Source organism: Chroococcidiopsis sp. [FACHB-1243] (genome assembly GCF_014696895.1).
In the GTDB taxonomy this organism is placed as follows: Bacteria; Cyanobacteriota; Cyanobacteriia; order Cyanobacteriales; family Chroococcidiopsidaceae; genus Chroococcidiopsis.
In genome coordinates, this window is sequence record NZ_JACJQX010000023.1 from 72,711 (window position 1) to 92,062 (window position 19,352).

The 19,352-nt window shown below is 45.8% G+C and carries 19 protein-coding genes and 2 pseudogenes; 1 reads left to right on the forward strand and 20 read right to left on the reverse strand.

The features are described from left to right. Positions 1-32: 32 nt before the first annotated feature. The 10 genes from H6G17_RS18050 to H6G17_RS18095 form a co-directional block, all read right to left on the reverse strand. Positions 33-908 carry a lipid kinase gene (locus H6G17_RS18050; protein ID WP_192159540.1) on the reverse strand — a complete coding sequence of 292 codons (876 nt, stop codon included), beginning with the start codon at positions 906-908 and terminating at the stop codon, positions 33-35. A 349-nt stretch (positions 909-1,257) separates the two neighbouring features. Next, positions 1,258-1,917: a Na(+)/H(+) antiporter subunit B gene (locus H6G17_RS18055; RefSeq protein WP_192159464.1), complete on the reverse strand. Its 660-nt coding sequence runs from the start codon at positions 1,915-1,917 to the stop codon at positions 1,258-1,260. After that, a complete protein-coding gene (locus tag H6G17_RS18060; protein WP_192159466.1) occupies positions 1,914-2,495 on the reverse strand; it encodes a DUF4040 domain-containing protein in 582 nt (193 codons plus the stop codon). Before H6G17_RS18060 ends, H6G17_RS18055 begins: the two co-directional genes overlap by 4 nt. After that, on the reverse strand, positions 2,485-2,766 hold the full coding sequence (locus H6G17_RS18065) for a monovalent cation/H(+) antiporter subunit G (protein ID WP_192159542.1): 282 nt from the start codon (positions 2,764-2,766) through the stop codon (positions 2,485-2,487). Before H6G17_RS18065 ends, H6G17_RS18060 begins: the two co-directional genes overlap by 11 nt. A 13-nt stretch (positions 2,767-2,779) precedes the next feature. After that, positions 2,780-3,040 carry a hypothetical protein gene (locus tag H6G17_RS18070; protein ID WP_192159468.1) on the reverse strand — a complete coding sequence of 87 codons (261 nt, stop codon included), beginning with the start codon at positions 3,038-3,040 and terminating at the stop codon, positions 2,780-2,782. Next, the gene (locus H6G17_RS18075; protein WP_192159470.1) at positions 3,037-3,429 is read right to left on the reverse strand and encodes a Na+/H+ antiporter subunit E; all 393 of its coding nucleotides are present in this window, start codon (positions 3,427-3,429) and stop codon (positions 3,037-3,039) included. Before H6G17_RS18075 ends, H6G17_RS18070 begins: the two co-directional genes overlap by 4 nt. After that, positions 3,408-4,853 carry a cation:proton antiporter gene (locus H6G17_RS18080; RefSeq protein WP_192159472.1) on the reverse strand — a complete coding sequence of 482 codons (1,446 nt, stop codon included), beginning with the start codon at positions 4,851-4,853 and terminating at the stop codon, positions 3,408-3,410. The genes H6G17_RS18075 and H6G17_RS18080 overlap by 22 nt, the downstream gene beginning before the upstream one ends. Next, positions 4,850-5,185, reverse strand: coding sequence for an NADH-quinone oxidoreductase subunit K (locus tag H6G17_RS18085; protein ID WP_192159474.1), 336 nt, complete (start codon positions 5,183-5,185; stop codon positions 4,850-4,852). Before H6G17_RS18085 ends, H6G17_RS18080 begins: the two co-directional genes overlap by 4 nt. Before the next feature lie 301 nt (positions 5,186-5,486). Further along, entirely contained in the window at positions 5,487-5,966 is a 480-nt protein-coding gene (locus H6G17_RS18090) for a phosphate-starvation-inducible PsiE family protein (RefSeq protein WP_192159476.1), read from the reverse strand. Between the two features lie 207 nt (positions 5,967-6,173). Further along, a complete protein-coding gene (locus H6G17_RS18095) occupies positions 6,174-6,365 on the reverse strand; it encodes a hypothetical protein (RefSeq protein ID WP_192159478.1) in 192 nt (63 codons plus the stop codon). On the opposite strand from H6G17_RS18095, the pseudogene H6G17_RS18100 reads away from it, so the two are divergent. Continuing rightward, positions 6,353-6,868: pseudogene (locus H6G17_RS18100) on the forward strand (hypothetical protein). The gene H6G17_RS18095 and the pseudogene H6G17_RS18100 sit on opposite strands and share 13 nt — an antisense overlap. 79 nt (positions 6,869-6,947) lie before the next feature. Here the strand turns inward: H6G17_RS18100 and H6G17_RS18105 are convergent. The 10 genes and pseudogenes from H6G17_RS18105 to H6G17_RS18150 form a co-directional block, all read right to left on the reverse strand. Next, positions 6,948-7,280, reverse strand: a complete 333-nt coding sequence (locus tag H6G17_RS18105; RefSeq protein ID WP_039713291.1) for a hypothetical protein — start codon at positions 7,278-7,280, stop codon at positions 6,948-6,950. A gap of 97 nt (positions 7,281-7,377) precedes the next feature. Next, a complete protein-coding gene (locus H6G17_RS18110) occupies positions 7,378-8,508 on the reverse strand; it encodes a sodium-dependent bicarbonate transport family permease (protein WP_192159480.1) in 1,131 nt (376 codons plus the stop codon). Positions 8,509-8,660: 152 nt separating this feature from the next. After that, positions 8,661-8,861: pseudogene (locus H6G17_RS18115) on the reverse strand (SulP family inorganic anion transporter); the annotation flags it as partial. A gap of 712 nt (positions 8,862-9,573) precedes the next feature. Further along, on the reverse strand, positions 9,574-10,440 hold the full coding sequence (locus tag H6G17_RS18120; protein ID WP_015152992.1) for a nitrate ABC transporter ATP-binding protein: 867 nt from the start codon (positions 10,438-10,440) through the stop codon (positions 9,574-9,576). A 151-nt stretch (positions 10,441-10,591) separates the two neighbouring features. Next, entirely contained in the window at positions 10,592-12,595 is a 2,004-nt protein-coding gene (locus H6G17_RS18125; protein ID WP_192159482.1) for a nitrate ABC transporter ATP-binding protein, read from the reverse strand. Positions 12,596-12,688: 93 nt separating this feature from the next. Beyond that, entirely contained in the window at positions 12,689-13,525 is an 837-nt protein-coding gene (gene ntrB / locus H6G17_RS18130; protein WP_192159484.1) for a nitrate ABC transporter permease, read from the reverse strand. Between the two features lie 104 nt (positions 13,526-13,629). Continuing rightward, a complete protein-coding gene (locus H6G17_RS18135; protein WP_192159486.1) occupies positions 13,630-14,976 on the reverse strand; it encodes a CmpA/NrtA family ABC transporter substrate-binding protein in 1,347 nt (448 codons plus the stop codon). Between the two features lie 673 nt (positions 14,977-15,649). Next, positions 15,650-18,538: a glycerol-3-phosphate acyltransferase gene (locus H6G17_RS18140; protein ID WP_192159544.1), complete on the reverse strand. Its 2,889-nt coding sequence runs from the start codon at positions 18,536-18,538 to the stop codon at positions 15,650-15,652. Positions 18,539-18,645: 107 nt separating this feature from the next. Further along, on the reverse strand, positions 18,646-18,909 hold the full coding sequence (locus H6G17_RS33150; protein ID WP_206757165.1) for a hypothetical protein: 264 nt from the start codon (positions 18,907-18,909) through the stop codon (positions 18,646-18,648). Between the two features lie 34 nt (positions 18,910-18,943). Beyond that, the gene (locus H6G17_RS18150) at positions 18,944-19,270 is read right to left on the reverse strand and encodes a hypothetical protein (RefSeq protein WP_192159490.1); all 327 of its coding nucleotides are present in this window, start codon (positions 19,268-19,270) and stop codon (positions 18,944-18,946) included. Between the last annotated feature and the right edge of the window lie 82 nt (positions 19,271-19,352).

The window sequence follows — 19,352 nt, forward strand, 5'->3', positions numbered from 1 at the left end:
GTCTTAATTTTCCTTACTCGATCGCTCCAGTACTAATCTGGTACTAAAACTGCTACAGCTTGGGGAATGACGCGAAATTCGGCGGGGGTGTAAGCGGTGATTTCTCCATCGGTATTAATGGGGCGGGGTTTTCTAGTCGAAATGCGGATTTTTTGACCGTGTAAGGTACGAACTCCAGATAAAGCTGTATGCCTACCTTGACGCATTGTGGGTAATAAAGGAATCATCTGCCACCAGTGACGCAATTCCAGACTGTATAAGTCTAGCCTGCGATCGTCGATCGCCGCATCGTGAGTGACTGCCATGCCACCACCGTAATAGCGTCCGTTACCAACGGCAATTTGTACGGTTTTGACTCGAATCGCATCTTGATTATTTATCTGAATTTCGGCTCTGAAGGGTCGAGATTGCCAGAGAACTTGAATTGCTGCCATTGCATAGGCTAAAACTCCCCAACGACGTTTAGACTCTTTCGTCAGTTTTTTAGCGATTTGGACGCTCAGACCAAGGCTAGCAACGTTAAAAAAATGCTTGCCATTCACCCAACCTAAGTCAATCCAACGGACTTTTTTATTTGCAATAATCTCACACGCTTCAGGGAGAGAATTGGGAATTTCCAACGTTCGAGCTAGATCGTTAGCAGTCCCTAGAGGTAATATTCCTAAAGGCAATCTAGTCTCAACTAACGCATCTACTGCTGCGTTGAGCGTACCATCTCCACCACCAATAATTACTAAGTCTACTTGATGGCGATGGTAGCGGATCAGTTCGGGTAATTGCCGAGGATGTTCTATTGGCTTTTCTAATAACTCTAAATCTAACTGCTGTAACTGTTCTATGGCAGCGGCGATCCGCTGCTGTCCGTGACGGGCATGATGATTGACTAGCAGTAAGGCTCGCTGTTTCACGGTCGATTGCAGGTGAAGGTTGCTGCCATGCCTTTGAACGCGCATTGGGAGGCGATCGCGGCTAAGGCTTAATACTAATTTTATCTAAATTAAATCTTTTGATAAACATATTTTGCTCTAAGACAAGTTAAAAGCAATTTAATTCACAATATCTGACATAAATAAATAGTAAGGTGGGCAACGTCCACCTTACTATTCTTCTAATTTCTGATAGATATATAAAACCTGAACGATTTTGATGAAACCGCATTCATTTTAATTTTCGAGAGACATGCCGTTGTCCGCTTTAAATAAAAATGATTTCATATTCGGTAGTAGGGTACGTTATTAACGCACCCTACACAACTGGTCACAACAAGCCCCGATAACGAATAAAAACTAATATAACCGCCCAAGAACCCAAGGCGACTTTGACTGCTACTAAAAAGTTGAGTATGGGGAGAACTCCCCCGCTGAAAAGTGCGCCCAACTCTCCGTGCGGTAGTTCGTATCCAGACAGAGTTATCGCCGCTAGGACAACGAAAATCAGTACCGAAACTTTCTCCCATGTAGCAGCGTGCCAGCGCTTGTAGATCTCTTGCATCTTCTCTGGTGATGAAGTAATCGCCACCAGACCGATCGCCGTTCCTCCCGCTACCCCAGCCGCAAAACCGCCGCCTGGACTTAAATGCCCCCGAATCGCCAGTTCGATCCCTACCAAAGCTGCAATTGTCGCCCCTAATCGTGCCAGCACAATTGATGGCTGATCCGTGAAACGATAGACTTTGGTGGGTGGCTTTTCATTCGCTAGCAAAAAATGAGCGCCCATAATTGCGATCGTAAATACGACTACCTCAAAGATGGTGTCGTACAGCCGATTTCTAAAAATAATCCCAGAAACCGCATTGGGTACTCCACTATCTTGAACGACCGATTCGACAATTGACAGTGACAAATCTGGTGCGGGATTGGACATGATGAGGATTTTGACAAACAAGGCTATTCCTGCGGCAATGTAAACCCATTTCATGAATGCTTCTCCTTTGGCGCGCTGACATAGGTAAGGCTTATTGCAGGTGATGAAAGTTCGGCTTGCATGATGTCATAGATCCGCTGCACTCTGGTGACGGTATGGTAGGGTTGTTTTTCCGCATCAGGCGTTGTGCAATCTATATCTTCGGGTCGCGTACAAGTTGCGTGTACTTCTTTCTCCATCAGCGCTTGGTACAAATCCTGTGAATCTTTGTAGGTCACTAACTCAAGTCGCATGTGACGTTTGCCCAAAATTGCCCGTAAGTCATCTAGCAGTTGCCCAAAATGGCGATCGCCTTCGCTGTCTGTCGCGATCGCGCCTTCTGCAAGTACGCCCAGACGCATCACCATTGACGATCGCACCGCCACTGCATAGAGAGTAATCGCTAGCATCGTACCGACTAATGCTTCGGTCAAAGACACATCTGCTGCCCCCAACACTGCATAGACCATTGCTGCCACGGCTCCCAAGATGCCACGAATCACCAAGGCATGATATGGATTGACCTGAAAGACTACCATCGACGCGGACAGCGGTAGCAGAGCGACTAAGAAATAGATATAACTATCCATCATTGCTACCCCCACTAGTGGAACAGTATGCCAACACGTACCCCAGCACTGTATTCCAAATCGCTAGGGAGATAATGGCAAGGATCAGTAACGGCGATTCGCGGGGTCGTTGCAACAGCAGCCCGATGATGATACTCATCGATCCGAGCGTATCTGCAACTGAAAGACCATGTAGCTTAAATAATAGCGATCGCTTGCCTAGCAGGGGGAAGGTTCCCCAAAACCAGAAAAAGATTCCTATGCCTATGCAGGTATAACTAATTATGTCGATTATGTCGATCGCCATATCATCCATTTGATACATCGCTCATTCGTTTGATTACTTGTGCCAGCAGCATGAGTGAAGCATTCCCCACACTCAGAATGATGACTCCTACCACACCAATCCACCAATCGTCACGCAAGACGGATACAACCAAGATCGTGACTGATGCTTTAGTTGCTGTACTAGCAAAAGCCAACATTGTCTGCCAGATATCGTCATCCTTACACGCTACGTAGATGGGGATGAGCAACGCCAAAATCATTGCAATTAGTACCAGGTTCATGTCTTCCTCCGTCGAACATGATGTACTTCGTACCAGCCATCTTCGCGGTATTTCAAAACAATCGTCTTTGGCGTAAAGGTAATCAGGAAAATATCTAGAAATATCAAACCTGGTGTCCGTCGCGGTGGGACTCGTTCTAGGGTGACTTCTTCTTCGTTATGCGGACGAAAGATAATTTCAAATGCCTCAATGTACGCCTGCGGAATCGCTATGATAATCTTCCCCAGCGCCCGCAACCAATCCTTTAATGCTGCTCGCGATTTGGGGCTTCCTGGCAACAGGAAGGCAACGGCAACGCCGATGATGATATTTGCCACACTAAAATTGGCAGTCAGCAAAAACCAGATAGCCAGTCGTAATATTAGATTTAGATAACCGATCGTGTCCATACCATCCAGAAAAGCAGGATTAACATCAAACTCATCACACCGATGAGATGCTCGAATTGTTCGAGCATACGCGGTAGCTTGAGGACTGAGCGTCGAAAGACCGTAAAATATGCCAACCAGCCAACGCCAACGATCGCTAGTGCTTTGGCAATATTCTCAACGGTGTAAGCTTTGTAATACACGACGTTTGCCACAATCAGCGCACCGAGTAACAATACTATTGCCGTCCAAAAACCAGGTTTTGCCTCTTGCCCTTCTTGTCGCTGGTGGGGTAGAAATATAAATCTGGCATATGCTATTGCCGTTCCTACAGCCGCAACGTTCATCGCGATCGCTTGCCAGGGCAGCAAATTTTTTGTCGTCAACACTTTTGCCCCAAAGCCAGACAGCATGGGAAAGCCTGAAATTGAAAAGCTAGCCAAAACCAGAGCAATCCAAATTGTAGTGTCGATCGGCTGATGTTGCAGTTCCTTAAAGCTGCGGCTTGGCAGATTACCCGCGATCAGAAAGAGTGCCGATTTGACTAGCCCATGTGTCAACGCATAAAAGCCACCCACTTCAGGCGCAGCCAGGATAAAGCCTAACTGCGAAACTGTACTCAATGCCAGCATTCTCTTGGTGTCTTTTTCAAAAACCGCATAGAACACTCCTAGCAGCGCCGTCCCAACTCCGAAGATCCTAACTATCGGATCGATCTCTTCCAAGGTTAGCGCGCAACGCACTAGCGGATAGACACCAGCTTTGACCACAATTCCTGACAGCATTGCCGACACTGGCGTTTCCGATTCGGAGTGAGTTAACGGCAACCACAATCCAGATACAAAAACTCCCCCTTTTACCAAGAGTCCTAAAAAGATCAGGGCAAGTGCTTCTGGAGGTGCGCCGCGCAATCCTGCAAACGCGAACGAATGATGTGCTTTATAGACCAGCACCGCGCCAACTAGATAAAACAGCATTGACACGTTGCTGACAAACAGATAGCGCAAGCCAACCCAAATCGAGCGATCGCTTCGAGGATAGGCAATTAAGAGAAATGCGGCAATCCCGCTGACTTCTAACGCTACATATAAACTAATAAAATCCGTACAGACAAACGCAGCATTGACGCTGCCATGCAGAATGATAGTTTGGGCGTAAAAAAAAGCCGTTTTCCCACTGCGCCAACAGTAGAGAATGACCGCCGCCGTTACCAGCGCATTTGTCAAGATAAAGTAGCCGCTTAATTGGTCGATTGCCAATGTAACGCCGAAATTATCTAGTAAATTTAGTGTCAGCGGTGACTGTAAGTTAAATAATAACAATGCATATGCGGCAGAAGCAGAAGCCATGCCCAATGCAAGATACCGATCGAGTTTGGGGATTAGAGAAGCGACAAATCCGACAAAAAATGGTAGGGCGATCCAGGCGATCGAAATGGTACTCATGGCGTATTACTCTTCTCGATCTCGTTGCTTTCTAATGTCGGATTATCGCGCGACAATTTCATGACACCGACTAGCATCACAGCTTGAATCGAAAAGCCGATGACGATCGCTGTCAATATGACTGCTTGAGGAACCGGGTCGGAGTAAGCGACATTTTTGACATCTGAAATAATCGGTGCGAACAAGCCATCTCGCGATGCAATCAGTATGTAGTAGGAGATGACCCCCGTACTCATGACATCCATCGAGACGATCTTCATCACAAGATTCTTTTTGAAGATAATGCCGAAAAATCCACACAATATTGTTGCTAATACGCACGCTTCTAACACGAGGATTGCCTGTTGAGTAAAGGTCGATCGTAGAGGTTTATTGCAATACAGATTTCAACTAAATGTTGTCAATTGTCCCAACACACTTCACACTTCATGACACCAGAATTTACGAGCGATCGCAAGTATTTGCCAGTGTTTCTAGTCAGGTAGGCATTGCCCACCTTACCACTTGACTATATTTAAATGTTAATATTAATTTGTTTTTTTTGTAAATTATGTAAATTGTTTAAATAGTGGCGATCGCGCTCAAATTCAACCAACATCAAGCTTACTAAGATGTATACTTCTTTTCTATATATTACCTACGATCTTCTCTATGCTTTCTGTTCATTTGTCGAATGAGCCAGTAGCTAATTGAGAGGGCAAAACTAGCCGTTGCTAGACCAATTAAATCTATACCTGTAGCTTTACTAAAATCAAAAATAATTAGTTTGCGAGCTACAGCAATCAAAGCAGTGACAATTACGAGTTCAACTTGGACGACATGTTTTCTGAGATAAGCAGTAATATTTTCCAACAATTCTAAAGCAATCAAAATATTCAGGAACATTCCGAAAATTTCAATTAGAGTCTTATTAAAAAAGCCGACTGGCTCTCTAAATAAATCTTGATATAAAAATATAATTAGATCTACTAAAGAAACTAATATGACACCTACTAGAGCGAGTGACAAAACTTTTGAAACCAGGTTTTCAATCAGGTGAATGCTTTTGAGGAAAGCTTCATCTGCAAATAACGCTTTAGTTGAAATTGCTAGTTTTTTCCAAGGACTTATCATGCTCTTGAACTCGCATTAGATGGAAGGCGATCGCGTTTCTGCCTACCGATACTAACTAATATCTCATTGTTTCGGTGCATCAGCATAGCGATCGCCTGAGAAATCAGTTATCAGTTGTCAGTTATCGCCTGACCAGTGGCTAAACCACAACTAGAAATCTGGTTCTACCAGCTACTTACCAATGACAAATGACAAATGACATTAAAGTTATTGTTGCAGTGCCGGATCGCTGAAATCGCTCAAATCAGGGCGTGAGGCATTTCCAACATCGGCAGTAACCCTATCGTTACCATTTACAAATGCAACTGCTTGTTGCAATGCAGGATAGTGACTCAGGCAAGTGTGGGTTTGTGAGACTAGAGCATAGTAAAATGTCCTAAAAAACCATGCAGTGTCCATTGTGTAGTCATCCCAAAACTCATAAACACGGAAAAACGAGTAAGGGTAGTCAACGCTATTGTTGCCCAAACAGAAGTGCAAACATTTACTGATACCTTTGACACAATTTACCCAGGGCGGCAAGTCACAGAGGAGGAAGTACGGATTGTCTTACAGTCGCATTGTGAGGGAACTAGCTTACGAGGTATTGGTCGGGTGAGTGGACTTTCCTACAACTATTGAGTTAGTTTGGTTCGAGCTGAAGCGTCAAAAAGCCCAACTAGTTCATAATGCTGAAGTACAAGCTGTCGATCCGGATGCCGTTACTGCGGATGAATTGTGGTCATTTATTAAAAAAAGCACTTCATCACTGCTTGCCCGAAGAACTTGAAGCAGGAGACTGTTGGATAGCCCTAAGTCTAGCTCAGTTGAGTGGATTAATTCTCTCTGGTGCTCAAAGGGCAGACCTAACCTCAGAACCTTGGACTTGGAAAGATATAGCAGTTTATCCCACGCTTTGCTGAGTCACTATCCATAAAACTCCGCTTGAACACCAAAAATCCGGGGTCATGACCCAGCTTTTTGAGTTGGTGTCGTCTCGATTCAACAGCCGTCTGGCCCGCAGAAACTATGCCCGTACAGGACCTCCGCATCACAGATGTAGATCATGCCCGCATAATCGAGGAAAAACTTCACTGCGACCTGATCCGCGATATCCTCGGCCATATCCCGATCGGGGGTGAGTATCTCGAACTTCACATTAGCCTGGGTGTCAGAAACGATCGGTTGTCCCGAAGATCGCACGTTGCGACTGCCTTTACCGCCAGTCTCCACCACCGTGTAACCGGTCGCTCCAGATTCATCGATGATCTTGGCGATCTTTTTCAGCAGAACCTTTTCCGTGACGATGACGAGCTTTTTGGCTGGCTTGGCCATGTTAGTTACCTCCTTACCTATCTATATCAATCTTATACATTGAGCTACTGGATCTGCCGGATCGAGGGAGCGCCGACAGACCGCGACCAGTCTAGGATTAGAGTCCGCCGATCGCTTGGGCGAGACCGACGAAGAACGGGATGCACAAGCCGATCGCAATTGGCGTACCGATGGCTGTGGACGCGCCTATATAGGCGGAGGGATTGGCTGACGGGATGCCAGCTCGCAACGTGGGCGGACCTGAAATGTCTGAACTAGAGGCGGCAATGACAGCTAGAATCACAACGCCGCCCATGCTGAAGTTCATGGTGTAGTGGGCAATCATGCCGAGACCGAAGGCGAGCAGCCCATGAATAAACGGTGCCACCACGCTATACACGACATACCACTGAGCCACCTTGCGCAGTTCGCCAATCCTTGACCAAGCCTCCATACCCATGACTAGCATCAAGACCGAAAGCAAGCCGCGAAAGAGGGGATCGTAGAAGCTTTTATAGACACTTTCCGGCTGGGTGAATATGCCAAGAGCGAGACCTAACAACATTGCCGATAAGGCAGGACCCCGAAGGCTTTCCTGGACAATCGGCCATATCTTGACCCGATTATCCGCAGGAGCCTGCTGCTGGCTGAGATACTCTTGGCGGCTGCTGGGATAATCCTGTTTATCGGCATAATCGCCCGCAGCAATGGGCTGCTTGCTGAGATACTCCTGCTTGGTAGCTTTGGCTGCTGCCCTATGCTTCTTCTTGTTAAGATAAATGTTGGCTACAACAATTGCAGTTACGAGCGCTGGGATGTCCATGAAGGGATAGAGTGCGCCAGCCCAAGCCTCGTATGAAATTTTTTGTTCTTCCAGTACCGTCAGACCAGCAGCCATAGTGGAGCCACTCACGGCTCCAAACAACCCCCCAGTCGCGATCGCATCGACGACTTTGACCTTCGGCAGCTTGGCTAATGTATAACGCGCGATGAATACAACAGTAATCCCTACTACTACAGCACAGATCATGGGTAACACCATATCTGCCAGGTTGGAATTACGGATGGCAATTCCACCGGTCAGACCGATTTTGGTGAGCAGCATGAAGACGATGATCGCACAAATCGACTCAGGAATTACCAATTCGCTTCCGAGAGCAGCAATGACCATCCCACCAATCAAAAAGGCGAGTGTTGGGGACTGTAACTGCTTGACGAAGTCCATTACAAAAAAGGACCAAAAATCCACGAATACCTCCTTGTGCCTCCTCTGATGAGGAGTATTGCAATAAGTGAACTAAACGAACGTTTCAAGGGTTAAAGAGAGTAAGAGCGAGGCACTACAACACAGGTGTTGCACGATAACCTATAAACAGGGCTTACGGTTATTGCCTCGATCAGTTTAGAGAGCAACGTTGGGATACCGCCAAACAACGCTGCAAAAAAACCAACGCAGACTGCACCGTAAAGCCCAGCAACGGCTCCAGCACCAGAGGCAACGCCGAATGCCAATGCTAGGGGCAAGGAAACGAGCGCCGTAGTTAAACCACCAAATAAATCGCCTCGTAAATTTCTGAAGTGAATTTTGTTTGTTATTTGCATGAGAAAGAGACGAAAGACAACAGCAAACTAAGCGACCTGATGACATAGAGTCAAAGCTATTTACAACCATGAAAATAATTTGATGCTGGGTAGATTTTTTAACAACAACTTGCCGAGTTAGAATATATCCAAGGTTAGATATCGGATTTTGAAATTCAATATCTAAAGTTGCATTCTTTGAAAAATCTCCACAGTAGATTGATTGAATAATAAATTGCTACTTTGCAACTAAAAAACAAAGCAAAATGCATGTTTTTTTCAACCACATGGCGATAGTCACCGTATCTTGTTTTGAGAGGTTAAAGTAATTGCAAGTAACTTGAAACTGGATCGGCTAAGGTCAAAACCAAAATGCAATTCCAGGTATAAGCCACAATTAACAACGAGTTAATCGCCAGGTATTTATCTCGGTTTCAGGCAGTCATCGACTTCAAAAACTATGTGCTTTGAAGCTTTTGGATCTGCTTGAAAAGTTACATTAAAAATAGATTACAACTTTTAGAGCAAATTTAGTTAATTTAATGAAATAAATATTGAATAAATCTTATATGGTTTCGATAGATAAGATCCTATACGCAAGCGACTCTACTAGCTTCTATGGAGGGAATTTACCCATATAATTAGAACCTATTATTAAATCTATTGAATCTAATTATTGTGCCGATTATTACTTCTTTCTCAGTAGGGTGGGCATCGCCCACCCTACTAATAACTAACCTACATCGTCGTGGGCAAAACGGTTGTAGAGGAAGTCTAAAGCGTAGTTGCGGAGTTGATAGTATTGCGGATCTTCCATGATGCGAGCGCGATCGCGGGGACGGGCGAAAGGAATATCCAACACCTCGCCAATTTTAGCGTGAGGACCGTTGGTCATCATCACTAGGCGATCGGCTAAGAATAGCGCCTCGTCAATATCATGGGTGATCATTAACACGGTGCATTTATGGTCGTTCCAGATTTTCAGTAACTCTTCCTGCAACTCCTCTTTGGTAATTGCATCCAACGCCCCGAAAGGTTCGTCTAAAATCATCACCTTGGGACGAATTGCCAAAGCACGGGCGATCGAAACCCGCTGTTTCATTCCCCCAGATAGTTGCGGTGGCTTCTTATCTGCGGCTTCTGCGAGTCCAACCATTGCCAAATGTTCCCGCACGATCGCCCGCTTTTCTGCTTCTGGCTTGTTGGGATGTACGGCATTCACTGCCAAATAGACATTTTCAAACGCAGTCCGCCAAGGGAGCAAGGCATAGTTTTGAAACACCACCATCCGATCTGGACCTGGTTTAGTCACGGGACTACCATCAACTAAAACATCTCCTGAAGTGGGATGAGCAAAACCCGAAACCATATTTAACAGCGTACTCTTACCGCAACCGGAGTGACCGATCACGCAAATAAACTCCCCTTCATAGACACTGAGATTCACCCCATCAAGGACGGTGAAGGGACCGTTTTTGGTGGGATAGACTTTACAAACGTCCTTAATCTGTACGAAAGCTTGGCGATTAGACTGCACTGTAGAGAGTGGCTTGCCTAAACGATTTCTGGCGATGTCTGTATAAGCAAAAGCGTTGTTCATTATCGTAATTGGTAGTTAGTAGTTGGTAGTTGGTAGTTGGTAGTTGGTAGTTGGTAGTTGGTAGTTGGTAGTTGCTGAGAGGCAAGTTCTTCTCTACTTACGACTTACAACTTACGACTTACGACTTACCCATTACCCATTACCAATTCAGCTAGGCTGCTCTGCGGATTGGTGCGTCGAGAATGACTTCGGCTACGGAGAAGTCACGTTTGATTGCTAGATTGTTGAGATATCCGAGTGGGTCGTCGGCATTAAATACAGTCCCATCGAAGAGTTTGAGCGGCTGGCGGGTGTAGCTGACATCTAAGCCGAGTTCTCTGGCAGCTGTACTGAAGACTCCGACACGGCAGATCCGTTCGATAATTTCCACCCAATTTCTAGGGAAGGGAGTGTGACCCCAACGTGCTAGTTGAGTCACGATCCAAGTTTGCTCCGTGCGACTGGGGCGATTGATTGCAGCTTCAGAAAAGAATTGGTGGTGAGCATACTCCCGCATTGGACTACTCAGATCGCAACTGCTGCTATCGGGGTCTAGCAACTGAATATAATCGACGCTGGTGCTGACATATTCCCGCCGTGCCAAAATTTGACGAATTTCTTCAGCATTTTCTGGCAAAGAGCAATAGTAGCAAGCTTCTAAAAGTGCTTTGACTAGAGCGATATGCGTGTTAGGATAGGCTGCTGCCCATTCTTCCCCCACGCCCAGAACTTTTCCTGGGTGTCCCAGCCAAATTTCTAAATCGGTAGCAGCGGTAAAGCCAATTCCTTCTTCAGCAGCGCGGTAGTTCCAAGGTTCGCCAACGCAGAATCCATCAATACTACCAGCTTTGAGGTCGGCAACCATTTGGGCTGGGGGAATGGTGTGAACGTCAACATCTAAATCGGGGTCGATACCACCTGCGGCTAGCCAGTAGCGCAAGAGGACGCTGTGCATTGAGGAAGGATGTACGACCCCCATCGTATGCCGCTGGTCGCGGGTACGCAGCAAGTGCTGTTTGAAGTCGGTGAGGTTGTAAACTCCTTGGTCGTAAAAGCGTTTTGATAAGGTGATGGCGTTGCCGTTACGAGTCATGGTTAAAGAAGTAATCGTGGGTATCGGTTTATTCTCATGACCACCCAAAGTCAACCACATTGGCATCCCTGAAGGCATTTGGGCAGCATCGATGTAGCCGCCTGCAATTCCATCGACAATCCCGCGCCAGCTGGTTTCCCGTACTAGGGTGACTTCATCTAAGCCATGCTTGGCAAAGAAACCTTTTTCTTGAGCGATCGCCAGTGGTGCGCAAGCGGTTAAGGGAACGAAGCCGATTTCCAAATTAACTTTTTCCAACCCGTGACGGGCAACAGCGGTCTTTTTCCGCGCCCGAATTTGCTTAACTCGTTTTTGCTGGTTTAAAAAGTAGATCATTTCGCTCCGCAGACTGTAATAGCTGGGATGTTCTACAACCTGCATCCGCTTACGAGGTCTGGGGATATCTACTTCTAAAATGCCTCCAATTTTCGATTCGGGTCCGTTGGTTAACATGACGATGCGATCGCTCAGCAATACAGCTTCATCTACGTCGTGCGTCACCATCACGGCTGTCACTTGGTTTTCTTGGCAGATTTGCATCAGCTGTTCTTGCAAGTTACCCCGCGTCAGTGCATCTAACGCCCCAAAGGGTTCGTCGAGTAACAACAACTTCGGACGCAGGGCTAAAGCACGGGCGATCGCCACCCGTTGTTTTTGTCCCCCCGATAGCATTCCTGGTGGCTTATCGGCATGGGGACGCAAACCTACCATATCGATGTGCTTTTCGACAATGGTGCGGCGTTCTCCCGCAGGTGCGCCCTTCATTACAGCATCTACAGCCAGGGCGATGTTTTCCCGTACCGTCCGCCAAGGTAGGAGAGAGTAGTTCTGAAACACCACCATCCGATCTGGTCCCGGCTTGGTAATTCTCTGACCTTCCAGAGTGACAATTCCCTCTGTGGGCAGGTCTAATCCTGCAATCATGTTGAGTAGCGTCGATTTACCGCAGCCAGAGTGACCGATCAGCGATACAAACTCACCCTTTTTAATCTGAAGGTCAATGCCTTTGAGGGCAATGTATTGTCCCCCACCGACGAGATTGAAAACCTTATCTATTTGATCGACAGCAACGAATACAGACATGGCTATTTGGTAGTTGGTAGTTGGTAGTTGGTAGTTGTTAATAGTTAATAGTTAATTGCGAGCAACCGTTAACCATTAACCATTAACCATTAGCTATTTCTGTTCTGCAGGCAGAATCAGCGTTTGTATCCAAGCCATAAGTTTGTCGAGTAACAGACCAACAATACCGATGTAGATGAGGGCAAGGATAACTTCGCTGACGTTGTTGTTTTGATAGGCTTCCCAGATGAAGAAACCAATTCCGACAATACCGGACATGACGATTTCAGCAGCGATAATTGCCAGCCAAGCTAGACCGATCGCAATTCGTAGCCCTGTGAAAATGTAGGGTAGTGCCGCAGGGATGAGAATGTTGAAAAAGTATTCTTTTTTAGTTAATTGCAGTACTTTGGCGACGTTGTTGTAATCGCTGGGAATTTCTTTGACTCCTACTGCCGTGTTGATCAAAATGGGCCAAATTGCTGTAATGAAAATTACGAATAAGGCAGCAGGTTCGTTTTGTCTTAAAGCAGCTAGAGAGATGGGAACCCAAGCTAGAGGTGGTACTGTTCTGAGTAATTGGAAGAGTGGATCTAGTGCTTTGGACATCACTTTCGACGTACCAATTAAGATTCCTAAGCCGATTCCTACAATTGCCGCTAGGGTATAACTGATTGCTACCCGTTGTAAGCTTGCCCAGATCTGCCAAAATAAGCCTTTATCCGTGCCACCTCGGTCGTAGAAGGGCCAGAAAATTAATATCCAAGTGTCTTGAATGACTTTTATAGGTCCAGGTAATGTGGCTCCTGGCGTGAGAGAAAAGAGTTGCCAAATTGCTAAAAAGATGGCGATCGCGATAAATGGTGGTAAAAAGTCAGGTAGTCTTTTTTGTAAGCCTGCTAAAAAGCTGTTATCTGTGCTAGCCCGTCTTCTAGGGGAAAATGTAGTCATCGGTCGTCTGTTCCTCAGATTTACATGGATAGTTAGTAATTGCTAATTCCGAATTCCGTAGCTTGCTTCCCCGAAGGGGTATTCCGAATTCCGAATTCTAGACGTTAGGCTCTTTTGATCTTCAAACTCTTTAAGTAGGCAGCGGGATTTTCGGGGTCGAATTTGACTCCATCGAAAAATGTTTCTACACCACGGGAGGTGCTGGTGGGAATATCGGCAGCTGCAACGCCTAATTCTTTAGCTGCTTCTTTCCACAAGTCTTCGCGGTTAACTTTATCAATTAATGCTTTGGCTTTTGTCAGGGTGTCTGGTGGTAAAAAGCCCCAGCGGACGCTTTCTGTTAAGAACCAAAGGTCGTGACTCTTGTAGGGATAGGAAACGCTACCTCTAGGATCTTTCCAGTAAAGTACGGCTTTGTTGCGATCGTCAACTGTCCGACCTTCGCCCATGTCGTATTTACCTGCAAATGGTCCGGCAAGAATTTCGGCTGGCAAGTTGAAGTAGTTCCGTCCGCCGAGGATTTTGGCGGCTTCTTCACGGTTGTCGAAGTTATCTAACCACTGTTGCGCTTCTATGATGCCTTTGAGTAGCGCCTTAGTTGCTTTGGGATGCTTGTCAACCCAATCTGCTCGCAATGCCAGATATTCTTCTGGGTGAAACTCCCACATGTCTGCAGTTAGCATTGCCAAGAAACCGATTTTATCTTTGACAATGCGGTAGGGCCAGGGGTCGCCCGTACTGAAAGCATCCATCGTGCCTGTTTTCATGTTGGCAACAGTTTGGGCGGCTGGTACGGGAATTAATTTGACATCGCTATCAGGGTTGACACCGCCAGCAGCTAGCCAGTAGCGAATCCAAAAATCTTGGTTGACTTGAGCAAATGTATAGGCAGCAGTGAAGGGAGTATTAGCTGATTTGAGTTGACCGAATAAGTTTTTGCCACCTTTGGCTAGTTCTAGTTCTATACCTTTGCCTTGGTGTTTGCTAGCGATCGCAATGCCATTTCCTTGCGTGTTTAATTGCGCTAACACATACATTGGAATCGGCTTGTTGCCTTTGGTGATCCGCCCTTCTGTAATTAGATGTGGCATCGGCATTTGATATTGACCGCCATCAACGCCACCACCAGCCGCACCAATTTCTGTATTGTCTCGCATCGAACCCCAAGAGGCTTGTTTGGAAACATCTACATCGGTCATGCCATACTTTGCAAAGAAGCCTTTTTCTTTAGCAATTACTATAGGTGCTGCTTCAACAATGGGGATATATCCCAGCTTGACTCTTGTTGTTTCTGGTGCTTGTTCGGGACTAACATTCACTGCTGCAACTTGTTGCACCTGAGTACCAGTCAAAGAATCTGGTGGATTTCCCAAACAACCTTTCAGAAACACCGAACCAACCGCAGAAGCACCAGCAGTTATGATAAATTTCCGGCGAGAAAACTCCGTCATAAAACCTTCCTCAAGCACATTCAATGGTTTATATCAAGGCAAATCTATGCAACGAAACTGTGGAGTTTCTTGCATTTAAAATGCATGGTTCGATCTAAAAATACTGGTTTGGCTCAGCGAAATTAGGTGGTCGTAGCTGGGGAGTTGCAAAGTTGAAATTTCACAACTTAGCTACATGCGATTAGAGTCCCTAAGAGACAACGAAAACCAAAATTAATGTTGTTTTAATAAGCTTACAGCTTTTAGTGCAAAATTTGTTAACTTTTAACGACTGATAGTTAAATAAATCTAATATCGCTTTGATAAGCAAAAGTTTATGGTTTTTCAATTGCCTATTGAACTATCTATAGTTAACATTGGCGATCGCTGAACAACCGCTGCGATCGCCTATTTATTTCTGTTAGCAGTGCAAGTTGTTTATCATAACTATCAGTCGATCCCAATATATTTTTGCTTGTCGAGCATTAATTGGAATTGACTGAGTATAATTGCTGAGATTAGGTTTTTAAATTCCTTAAACTTTTAGAAGTTGACAATTTACGCTCAATACTAAATCGAACGTAAAATCACATATAAAGTTAAGTTTTATAACTATGTATACGGCGATTCAGAACAAAAGACATTATTCGTCAGACCTGACTTGATAATCGATTTTCAAGTCAGGTCTACTATTTCATTCGCTGCCGAGAATCTCCACCGTACCCTGTTGACCGTCGAGCCGCACCTGTTGACCGTCGCGCAATAAATGAGTCGCGTCGCGCACATCCATCACCGCAGGAATGCCATACTCTCGCGCGACGATCGCCCCATGAGATAATCTTCCTCCGACTTCGGCGATCAAACCTCCAGCCCTAGCGATCGCGGCTACCCAACCCGAATCAGTGTAAGGTACGACTAAAATTGTGTTTTTATCGATCTCTGGCAGCATTTGCCAATCGTGCAACACTGCGATCGTTCCCGTGACTTGACCGGAACTAGCACCAATGCCTTTTAAGAGGGAGTCGGGAATCTGTAGGGGCGGGTTGCCAAACCCGCCTGTACGGGTGTGGGGTGTAGGAGGAGAATTGCCGTAAATGAGGGGGGGTATGGGATTGAGTTGGCTGTCTCGATCGAATTGCGATCGCCTCGCTTCGACTAATTGCTTTAATTGAGATCTAAACTCCACATCTTCAGCAACAACTCGCTGCACTTCAGGAAATTCTAAAAAGAAAATATCACCAGGTTGAGATAATTGCCCTGACTGCAAAGATATTTCCTCTAGCCGTACGAAACACCAGCGTAACTCTCCTAATAAGCGGCTGTATACCTGCGTAACTCTTCCCTTAAGATCTATGCGTTGCTGCACTCTCGTCGCGCCACGTTGTACTTCTAAGCCGCTTCTAAAACCGCCTTCCTCCAGGCTCAACATCTGCACAAATAATTCCCGTACTACCTGCGGTTCCTCCTTCCAAGTGGGAACCGCGATATCTGTCCCTACTTGACTTAAATAGCCATAACGATCGAGCAATTGCTGGAACTGCTGCAAAATTTCTCTCCCGGGCGCAGTGTCTTCTAACTGCTCGAATGCTCGTTCTGGAGTCAGATGCGCGATTTTTCTCGCTTTTTTTGCCAAAGCTGCAATTTCGCGCAATGCGGCTACTTCCGGCGTTTTGCTGTTGTCGATTTTGTCATCCCGAACTCGAAATACTGCTTGTTGTAGGGCAGCGCTTAAAGGAGCCAAAATACTGTAATAAGTTGCCCGTTTGAGGAGTGATAAAATTCCTTCTATCCGTTCTAGCAATTCTGTTGTTGAAAGTTCTTGCGACGATCGCTGTTCTAATTTTGCCAAACCAGGACGAAAATACTGCCGCTCGTCTTGTTGAAAATCTCGTACTAAACTCAATTCACGACCCAGCAACCGCAGCAACCCAGGTACATTTTTTAACGTAGAACTTAAAGGCGGTTTGTTAAACTTGGCTCCCCTGGTCAAAAACTCCAGACTTTCCGCAGGTAAACCCATCAATCGAAAAATTTGTCCTAACAACGACGCATTGAAATAGGCACGGGAGTAGTGCAGCGTTGCCGTTTCGTTAAAGTCTAATCCCTGAGAACGATCGCCCAAAACAATTGTAAAAATCTCCCCCCACACGCCACACGTTAGCGGACGGTTGATCGACCAAGTTAACGGGCGAATTGCCCCAGGAATCACTTCAGCCGCAATCTTGCGCGTCCAAATTGGCAGAAGAGTTGTAATCGGACGCGATTGCAGCAGCCACAATTGGCTCCCGTCGTAACTCCACTCAATATCTTGGGGGATACCGTGATATCGATCTTCGATTTTGCGGGCGAGAAGGGCAACTTGTTTAATCAGTTCTAGCGGTACGTCTCCTTCACCATCCATTTGTAGAGACGTTACATTTAATGTCTCTACATCTGTAATAACAACCCGATACTGTTCTGGAGTCAATCGTCCCGAAACCACCTGTTGCGCTTCACCGGGCAAAGCTTCTATCGCAACACCATCCTCTTGCTGGGTAATTGGGTCGCGGCTAAAAGCTACGCCAGAAAAAACTCCCTGAACTTGCTTTTGAATCAACACAGCCATTGCTGTATCGATTTGCCCCCTGGCACGACGATACTCGACTGCATTTGGCAGGTCGTAGGAAGCTTGAGTACGGGCGATCGCCTGCCTTAACATAGAACGACTGGTAACTTGCAGTACGGTTTCATACTGTCCCGCCGCCGCTGCTTGTTCCGAGTCTTCTCCAATTGCTGAGGAACGGACTACTAGCGGTTGGGTAGCTGAAGGTTGCAAAGCTTGAATTAAAGGTTCTGGGTCGTCTCCTGGCACGACTACCCAACCCATCGGTACGGGATAACCCCAGCTTTTCAGTTGAGATAAAGTAGCTGCCTTATCGCCGACTTTTTGAGGATCGAGTCGGTCGTCGAGAGACACAATTGCCTTATCACCACGAAAAAAACGAAACATTTTTTCAGATCCGGCTTGTCCTGCTGTTGGAGATAAATCTAGATCGTCGGGAATCTTTTTGTAAATCCAGCCAATTAATATTGCTAAGGCGATCGCGGCGACAATTCTACCAAAATCATTTAAGTGTAATAGTGCCGTAATTGTGGGAAAGAGAAATAATACGCCAAATCTTCCCAGCTCTTTTTCCCGCAACAGAGTAAAACTAATGCCCCCAATTAAAAATACCAGCAGCGCGACTCGCCAATCATGGACGACATAACCCCAAACGACATTTGTGGTTCCCGCGCCTTTCCCAACCCAGTAGCGACCCATGACCAAGGCAATTAGGGCAATTAATTCCCACGCTGGTTGAGTTGGGAAAAATGCCCGTGCTAGCAGAACTGCGGCAATACCTTTCAATGCCTCCGATAGCACCGCTAAAATGCCCGCTAACTTACCACCATGATAAAAAGCGGCTGAGACACTGATATTACCAGTTCCCATCCGCTCCAGTCGTCGCCCCGTTAAGGCACGAGTTATCCAAGCAATTAACGGTAGTCCGCCCAATAAGGGGCAGAGAATGAAAATCGCAAGTACACCCCAAACTTGCTGCATGTTAGTCATCGATCGCTAATGAGTGGTTAGTGGTTAGTGGCTTGTGGCTAGATTCTTATTTTGGTCTAACCACTAGTCACCAGTCACTAGCCACTGATAACTAATAACTAAACAGCATAAGCTACTCGTAGCGCCCAAAATATTAAGGCGGCGATCGCTCCTAATAGTAGTACGGTAGAAATAATCACGACTTTGGGGCTATCTGCCCCATCGAACTTCATAATTCCTCGGTTCAAGTCGGACATACTTGATGTAAATCCTCCTGTGTTAAGAATGCTAAAATCTCCGTATTCGATTTTAGTCTTTCTGTTTTCATTTGGCTTGATGATAACGTAGAATAATCCTCTTAGTCCGCTTGCTTTACCTGGCAAAGCCTAAGATAACCTAAAATAATCAGTTTCGTTCCTACTTTCGAGGACTGAAATTTAGCTCTACTTTCTCCCGTCTAATTGGTATATCTACAGTATTTGCATCTACAATCTTGATGGTTATTTCATTACCGACTTCGAGATTGAGATCGAGCCATCTGAGAAATTCTCGACTACCTTCTGCAATATTCAACATCCCTCCCACGTACAATCTGAAATCTTCAGCCTCTAACTCTTCAGGGTTTGCAGCTGAAGCATCTGCTTGACGCTGCCTCCAGTTCAAAATTGCTGTAAGAACGCTTAAATCTCTCAAACCTGCTGTACAGAGCTTTTCTCCGTTTAGATAGACTTCAAAAGCGATCATTATTTTTAGTTTTTCAAGATATTTAAATACAATACCGTTTAGTTATGTATAATTATAGATTGGGTTAGATAAGCGCTCAACC